This window comes from Ramlibacter aquaticus, from assembly GCF_015159745.1.
Classification (GTDB): Bacteria; Pseudomonadota; Gammaproteobacteria; order Burkholderiales; family Burkholderiaceae_C; genus Ramlibacter; species Ramlibacter aquaticus.
In genome coordinates, this window is sequence record NZ_JADDOJ010000052.1 from 21,167 (window position 1) to 27,511 (window position 6,345).

The following is a 6,345-nucleotide window of genomic DNA, read 5'->3' on the forward strand; positions in this document are numbered from 1 at the left end:
GCATGGCTGCAGGCAAAGAGATTCGCGGCAAGATCAAATCGGTGGAGAACACCAAGAAGATCACCAAGGCCATGGAGATGGTCGCCGCCTCGAAGATGCGCAAGGCGCAGGACCGCATGCGTGCGGCCCGGCCCTACAGCGAGAAGGTCCGCAACATCGCCTCCAACCTCGGCAAGGCCAACCCCGAGTACACCCATGCCTTCATGCGTCCCAACGACGTGAAGGCCGTGGGCTTCATCGTGGTGTCCACCGACAAGGGCCTGTGCGGCGGCCTGAACACCAACGTGCTGCGGGCGGTGACGTCCCGGCTGCGCGAACTGCAGGACCAGGGCTACAAGTCCCAGACCGTTGCCATCGGCAACAAGGGCCTGGGCTTCCTGAACCGCATCGGCGCGCAGGTCGTCTCGCACGTCACCCAGCTGGGCGATACGCCCCATCTCGACCGCCTCATCGGGCCGGTCAAGGTGCTGCTGGACCAGTACGCCGAGGGCAAGCTCTCCGCCGTCTACCTCTGCTACACCAAGTTCATCAACACGATGAAGCAGGAGCCGGTGGTCGAGCAGCTGTTGCCCCTTTCGGCCGCGAAGATGGAGGCCGAAACCACGGCCGCCGGCGAGCACGGCTGGGACTACATCTACGAACCCGACGCGAAGACCGTCATCGACGACCTGCTGCTGCGGTACGTCGAGGCGCTCGTGTACCAGGCGGTGGCCGAGAACATGGCCTCCGAGCAGTCGGCCCGCATGGTCGCCATGAAGGCGGCCACGGACAACGCCGGCAACCTGATCAACGAGCTCAAGCTGGTCTACAACAAGACGCGCCAGGCAGCGATCACGAAGGAACTCTCCGAGATCGTTTCCGGCGCCGCGGCTGTTTAATTTCTGGAGCAACACATGGCTCAAGCACAAGGCAAGATTGTTCAATGTATCGGTGCCGTGGTGGACGTTGAGTTCCCCCGCGACCAGATGCCCCGCATTTATGACGCGCTGAAGATGGACGGCTCCATGCTGACGCTGGAAGTCCAGCAGCAGCTCGGCGACGGCGTGGTCCGCACGATTGCGCTCGGTTCCTCCGACGGCCTGCGCCGCGGCACCATGGTGTACAACACCGGCGCGCCGATCACGGTGCCCGTCGGCAAGGCGACCCTGGGCCGCATCATGGACGTGCTGGGCACGCCCATCGACGAGCGCGGTCCGATCGACCAGGCGCTCACGGCGTCCATCCACCGCAAGGCCCCGGCCTACGACGAGCTGTCGCCCTCCACCGAGCTGCTGGAAACCGGCATCAAGGTGATCGACCTGATCTGCCCGTTCGCCAAGGGCGGCAAGGTGGGCCTGTTCGGCGGCGCCGGCGTCGGCAAGACCGTGAACATGATGGAGCTGATCAACAACATCGCCAAGGCCCACTCCGGCCTGTCGGTGTTCGCCGGCGTGGGTGAGCGCACCCGTGAAGGCAACGACTTCTATCACGAGATGGCGGACTCGGGCGTCGTGAAGCTCGACAACCTGTCCGAGTCCAAGGTGGCCATGGTGTACGGCCAGATGAACGAGCCCCCGGGCAACCGCCTGCGCGTGGCCCTGACCGGCCTGACCATCGCGGAATCCTTCCGCGACGAAGGCCGTGACGTGCTGTTCTTCGTGGACAACATCTACCGCTACACGCTGGCCGGTACCGAAGTGTCCGCGCTGCTGGGCCGCATGCCTTCCGCCGTGGGCTACCAGCCGACGCTGGCCGAGGAAATGGGCCGCCTGCAGGAGCGCATCACCTCCACCAAGGTCGGCTCGATCACCTCGATCCAGGCCGTGTACGTGCCCGCGGACGACCTGACCGACCCGTCGCCTGCCACCACCTTCGCCCACCTGGACGCCACCGTGGTGCTGTCGCGCGACATCGCCTCGCTGGGCATCTACCCCGCCGTGGACCCGCTGGACTCCACCAGCCGCCAGGTGGACCCGAACGTGGTCGGCGAAGACCACTACGAGACCACCCGCGCCGTGCAGTCCACGCTGCAGCGCTACAAGGAACTGCGCGACATCATCGCGATCCTGGGCATGGACGAGCTGTCGCCGGAAGACAAGCTGGCCGTGTCCCGCGCCCGCAAGATCCAGCGTTTCCTGTCGCAGCCCTTCCACGTCGCGGAAGTGTTCACCGGCTCGCCCGGCAAGTACGTGCCCCTGTCTGAAACCATCCGTGGCTTCAAGATGATCGTGGCCGGCGAGTGCGACCACCTGCCCGAGCAGGCCTTCTACATGGTCGGCACCATCGACGAGGCCTTCGAGAAGGCCAAGAAGCTGGCGGCCTGATCACGACCTTGGGGACGGGCTGCGGCCTGTCCCCGCCTGAACAAGGAAGACCATGGTCGATACCACCCACACCATCCACGTCGACGTGGTGAGTGCCGAAGAGTCGATCTTCTCTGGCGAGGCCCGCTTCGTGGCCCTGCCCGGGGAGTCCGGCGAACTGGGCATCTACCCGCGCCACACGCCGCTGATCACCCGCATCAAGCCGGGCTCGGTGCGCATCGAGAAGGCCGACGGCTCCGAGGAGTTCGTGTTCGTGGCCGGCGGCATCCTCGAGGTGCAGCCGAACCGCGTCACCGTGCTGTCCGACACCGCGATCCGCGGCAAGGACCTGGACGAGGAAAAGGCCAACGCCGCCCGTGCGGCCGCCGAAGAGGCGCTGCGCAACGCCAAGGGCGACGTGGACATCGCCAAGGCGCAATCGGAACTTGCGATCATGGCCGCCCAGATCGCGGCGCTGCGCAAGTACCGCCAGAAGCACTGAGCACGCAAGTCACAAGAAGCGCTAAAAACCGCGCACTCCCAGCCCCGCCTTGGCGGGGCTTTTTTACGCCCGGCGCCCGGGCATCACGGGGCACGGGCTGCGACAGGCGCGGGCTGGGCGTCGGCGCCGCCCGGCAGGCCCGCACCGCGCCTGCGGCTGGCCCACAGCGAGACCGCCACGCCGCCCGCGATCAGGGTCACCGTCACGCCCAGGCTGAGGCCCGCCGGGATCTTGCCCACGATGTTCACCAGGAAGATCTTCGCCCCGATGAACACCAGCACCAGGGCCAGCGCGTACTTCAGGTAGGCGAAGCGGTGGAGCACCGCGGCCAGCGCGAAGTAGAGCGCCCGCAACCCCAGGATGGCGAAGATGTTGCTCGTGTAGACGATGAAGGGGTCACGCGTGATCGCGAAGATCGCCGGCACCGAGTCCACCGCGAACACCAGGTCGGCCGCCTCGACCATGAGAAGCGCCAGCAGCAGGGGCGTCGCCCAGAGCACCGGCCGTCCAGTGCTGGGGTGCGGCTCGCGCACCACGAAAGCAGGGCCCCGCAGCGTGGGGGTCACCCGCATCAGCCGGCGCAACAGGCGCAGCAGCGGGTTGCGCGCCAGGTCGGGCGGCTGCCGGGACGGCCACAGCATCTTCAGGCCGGTGGCCACCAGGAAGGCGCCGAACAGGTAGAGCATCCACGAGAACTGGGCCACCAGCGCGGCGCCCAGCCCGATCATCAGGGCGCGCAGCGCGACCACGCCCAGGATGCCCCAGAACAGCACGCGATGCTGGTGGATGCGTGGAACTGAAAAGAAGGAAAAGATGAGCGCGATGACGAACACGTTGTCGATCGAGAGCGACTTCTCGATCAGGTAGCCCGTCAGAAACTCCATGCCGGCTGCCGTGCCCAGCTGCCACGCGAGGCCGGCCCCGAAGGCCAGGGCCACCGCGATGTAGCCGGCCGACAGCCACAGGCTCTCGGCCACGCCGATCTCCCGGGCCTGGCGGTGCAGCACGCCCAGGTCCAGCGCCAGGAGGGCGGCAACCAGGGCTGCGAAGGACAGCCAGAGCCACAGGGCCTGGCCGAGGAAGGGAGTGGCGAGCAGTTCGGTCATGGGCGATGCGGGGCGGGGACAGGGGCCGGGCGGGCGGCGTGCGCGACGTCGCCCGCGACGGCCGGCTCAGGGGTCGACGGTGCGCGTGGCGGCAGGCGCCACGGCAGGGCGGGCGGCTGCGGCGGCAGGCGGCAGGGCCCGCGAGCCCGGGGCCGGCAGGCGCAGCGCAGAGCGCCCCTGCACCAGTCGGCCCACCCAGCGCAGCGTCGCCTGCCAGGCCCGCTGCAGCGCTCGGCGCAGCACCACGCCGACGTGGCGTCGGCGCTCCTGCACGCGTTCCACGTGGCCATCGGCCAGGTGCACCTCCACCACGCAGTCGCGCAGGCCGCTGCGCCGCGCGTCCTGCACCAGCGTGATCTGCAGCAGCACGTGGGCGACGCGATGGCTGCACGACGCAAAGGTGTGGCGAACGTCGCGCAACAGCGCGTTGCGCTGGGCGCGCGGCATGCGCACGCCCGGGCTACGGATGTCGATGTCCATGGGGTCTCCTTTCGGGTTCAGGCGGGTTCCAGAGGGGCGAGCTTCCAGCCGCGGGCCACCGAGGTCAGCAGCGCGCGCTCACCTTCGCTGACGTGCCCGTCGGCCTGGGCCACGGCACTGCACAGGTCCAGCACCTCGCGGCGCAGGCCGGTGTCACGCACTTCCGCGAGCGCGGCGTCCACGAAGCCGGGCCCGGGCCCACCGTCGTGCCAGGCGGCGCCGGTGCAGGTGAGCAGGTCCTCGACGAGTTCGTGCAGCACGCATTGCAGGGCGTCGGCGTCCAGGTCCAGCCGCCGGGCCAGTGCGCTGTCACGCACCGCCGCGAACTCGCGCGCCCCGAGGTGGCCGTCGGCGAGCAGGGACAGGGCCACCACGCGGGCGGCGGCGCGGGGGCTGTCGGTGGGGTAGCTGCGCATCATGTCCTTTCGTGTTGCGATGCGCAGAATTTAGGACTTGCCTCCGTAAAAGAAAAATCGAAAAATCGCTTCGACCCTTCGAGAAATACGAAGCATGAACTACAAGCATCTGCAGTATTTCTGGACGGTGGTGAGAGCCGGGGGCGTGCTGAAGGCGGCGCAGCAGCTGCACCTCACGCCGCAGACCCTGAGCGGGCAGATCCATTTGCTGGAAGAGCGGCTGGGCGCGCCCCTGCTGCGCAAGGCGGGACGCGGCGTGGAGCCCACCGAGGCCGGTCGCCTGGTGATGCAGTACGCCGACGAGATCTTCACCCTGGGCGGCGAGATGCAGGACGCGCTGCGCGGCGGCCGCGACGCCGCGCCCGCACCGCTGGTGCGCATCGGCATCGTCGATTCGGTGCCCAAGTCCATCGCCTTCCACGTGGTCGAGCCGGCCTGGCGTGCCCTGCCGCCGCCCCGGCTGCAATGCACGGAAGGCAAGCTCACGCAGCTGCTGGGGGAACTGGCGCTGCGCCGCCTGGAGCTGGTGGTCTCCGACGTGCCGCTGCCGGGCAACCTGGGCGTGAAGGCCTATGCCCACCTGCTGGGGCGCAGCCGCGTCGCCTTCTTCGCGTCGCGCCGGCTGCTGCCGGGCCGGCGGCTTCCCGCGCCCGGCGCCTTCCCCGCTGCGCTGGCGGCCCTGCCGCTGCTGATGCCGGGCCCGGATTCGGCCCTGCGGCCGCGCCTGGAGGCCTGGCTGCGCCGGCAGGGCCTGGCCGTGCGCGTGGTGGCCGAGTTCGACGACAGCGCGCTCATGAAGGCCTTCGGGCGCGAAGGCGGCGGTGCGTTCCCCGCGCCTGCCGTCCTGGCGCCGGAGATCCAGCGGCAATACGACGTGGTGCAGCTGGGCATCGCCGACGGCCTGCTGGAGGAGTTCTACGGCATCTCGGTGGAGCGCCGCATCACCCACCCGGCCATCGCGGCCATCACGGCCGCGGTGCGCACCGAGCTGCTCACCGACTGAGCACGGGCCCGGGCCTCAGCGCACCAGCGGCTCGTTCGGCAATTCGTTGTGGTGCACCTGCCCGGGCGCGAGCGGGAAGTGCTGCACCAGCAAGGCGGACACATCCTCCAGCGCCTGGGTGAGGCCGTCCTCGTAGCGGCCGGCGCGGAAGGCGCCGCGCATGCCGTCCAGGATGGCGGCCCAGCGCGCGGCATCGACCTGCGCCGAGAGGCCGCGGTCGGCCACGATCTCGATGGCGCGCTCGGCCAGCAGAAGGTAGATCAGCACGCCGTTGTTCTGGGCCGTGTCCCACACGCGCAGCTTGCCGAACAGGTTGACGGCCCGCTCGCGCGCGCCCGCGCCGCGCCAGATGTAGCTCGCCGGCAGGCCCCCCTCGATGCAGATGCGCAGCTCGCCGCTGTGCAGCCGCTCGCTGGCCGAGACCCTGTCGGTCAGGCGCCTGAGCATGTCGCGGCCCAGGGTGCGCTGGGCGTCCTCGTGCCAGCGATGGCGCAGCAGCCGTGCCAGGGCCGGGAAGAAGCCGTGCCTTCTGCTCGCCATCACCAGTCTCCCGAGG

8 protein-coding genes are annotated in these 6,345 nt (G+C 69.2%); 4 read left to right on the plus strand and 4 right to left on the minus strand.

All coding sequences use genetic code 11. The features are described 5' to 3' along the window. Nucleotides 1–2: 2 nt before the first annotated feature. The 3 genes from atpG to IM725_RS13095 are packed head-to-tail and all read left to right on the plus strand — an operon-like array spanning nucleotide 3 to nucleotide 2,784. The gene (gene atpG / locus IM725_RS13085; protein ID WP_193781041.1) at nucleotides 3–878 is read left to right on the plus strand and encodes a F0F1 ATP synthase subunit gamma; all 876 of its coding nucleotides are present in this window, start codon (nucleotides 3–5) and stop codon (nucleotides 876–878) included. 15 nt (nucleotides 879–893) lie between these two features. Next, nucleotides 894–2,303, plus strand: a complete 1,410-nt coding sequence (gene atpD, locus IM725_RS13090; protein WP_193781042.1) for a F0F1 ATP synthase subunit beta — start codon at nucleotides 894–896, stop codon at nucleotides 2,301–2,303. Between the two features lie 52 nt (nucleotides 2,304–2,355). After that, complete coding sequence (locus tag IM725_RS13095) at nucleotides 2,356–2,784, plus strand: F0F1 ATP synthase subunit epsilon (RefSeq protein WP_193781043.1); 429 nt, start codon at nucleotides 2,356–2,358, stop codon at nucleotides 2,782–2,784. A gap of 83 nt (nucleotides 2,785–2,867) precedes the next feature. Here the strand turns inward: IM725_RS13095 and IM725_RS13100 are convergent, their stop codons facing one another. From IM725_RS13100 to IM725_RS13110, 3 genes are all read right to left on the minus strand, one after another. Further along, nucleotides 2,868–3,890 (minus strand): TerC family protein, encoded by a 1,023-nt coding sequence (locus IM725_RS13100; protein ID WP_193781044.1) that lies wholly within the window; start codon nucleotides 3,888–3,890, stop codon nucleotides 2,868–2,870. A 66-nt stretch (nucleotides 3,891–3,956) separates the two neighbouring features. Beyond that, the gene (locus tag IM725_RS13105) at nucleotides 3,957–4,370 is read right to left on the minus strand and encodes a hypothetical protein (protein ID WP_193781045.1); all 414 of its coding nucleotides are present in this window, start codon (nucleotides 4,368–4,370) and stop codon (nucleotides 3,957–3,959) included. Nucleotides 4,371–4,387: 17 nt separating this feature from the next. Beyond that, nucleotides 4,388–4,786 (minus strand): TerB family tellurite resistance protein, encoded by a 399-nt coding sequence (locus tag IM725_RS13110; RefSeq protein ID WP_193781046.1) that lies wholly within the window; start codon nucleotides 4,784–4,786, stop codon nucleotides 4,388–4,390. Between the two features lie 94 nt (nucleotides 4,787–4,880). On the opposite strand from IM725_RS13110, the gene nhaR reads away from it, so the two are divergent. After that, entirely contained in the window at nucleotides 4,881–5,789 is a 909-nt protein-coding gene (nhaR, locus tag IM725_RS13115) for a transcriptional activator NhaR (protein ID WP_193781047.1), read from the plus strand. 15 nt (nucleotides 5,790–5,804) lie between these two features. On the opposite strand, the gene IM725_RS13120 is transcribed toward nhaR, so the two are convergent. Further along, nucleotides 5,805–6,329, minus strand: coding sequence for a TPM domain-containing protein (locus IM725_RS13120; RefSeq protein WP_193781048.1), 525 nt, complete (start codon nucleotides 6,327–6,329; stop codon nucleotides 5,805–5,807). Nucleotides 6,330–6,345 lie beyond the last annotated feature (16 nt).

What these genes read in the sequence shown, in the direction of transcription:
- IM725_RS13110 (WP_193781046.1), bottom strand. Translation starts at nt 4,786, where the DNA reads ATGCGCAGCTACCCCACCGACAGCCCCCGCGCCGCCGCCCGCGTGGTG.
- IM725_RS13095 (WP_193781043.1), top strand. Translation starts at nt 2,356, where the DNA reads ATGGTCGATACCACCCACACCATCCACGTCGACGTGGTGAGTGCCGAA.
- IM725_RS13100 (WP_193781044.1), bottom strand. Translation starts at nt 3,890, where the DNA reads ATGACCGAACTGCTCGCCACTCCCTTCCTCGGCCAGGCCCTGTGGCTC.
- IM725_RS13120 (WP_193781048.1), bottom strand. Translation starts at nt 6,329, where the DNA reads ATGGCGAGCAGAAGGCACGGCTTCTTCCCGGCCCTGGCACGGCTGCTG.
- nhaR (WP_193781047.1), top strand. Translation starts at nt 4,881, where the DNA reads ATGAACTACAAGCATCTGCAGTATTTCTGGACGGTGGTGAGAGCCGGG.
- IM725_RS13105 (WP_193781045.1), bottom strand. Translation starts at nt 4,370, where the DNA reads ATGGACATCGACATCCGTAGCCCGGGCGTGCGCATGCCGCGCGCCCAG.
- atpD (WP_193781042.1), top strand. Translation starts at nt 894, where the DNA reads ATGGCTCAAGCACAAGGCAAGATTGTTCAATGTATCGGTGCCGTGGTG.
- atpG (WP_193781041.1), top strand. Translation starts at nt 3, where the DNA reads ATGGCTGCAGGCAAAGAGATTCGCGGCAAGATCAAATCGGTGGAGAAC.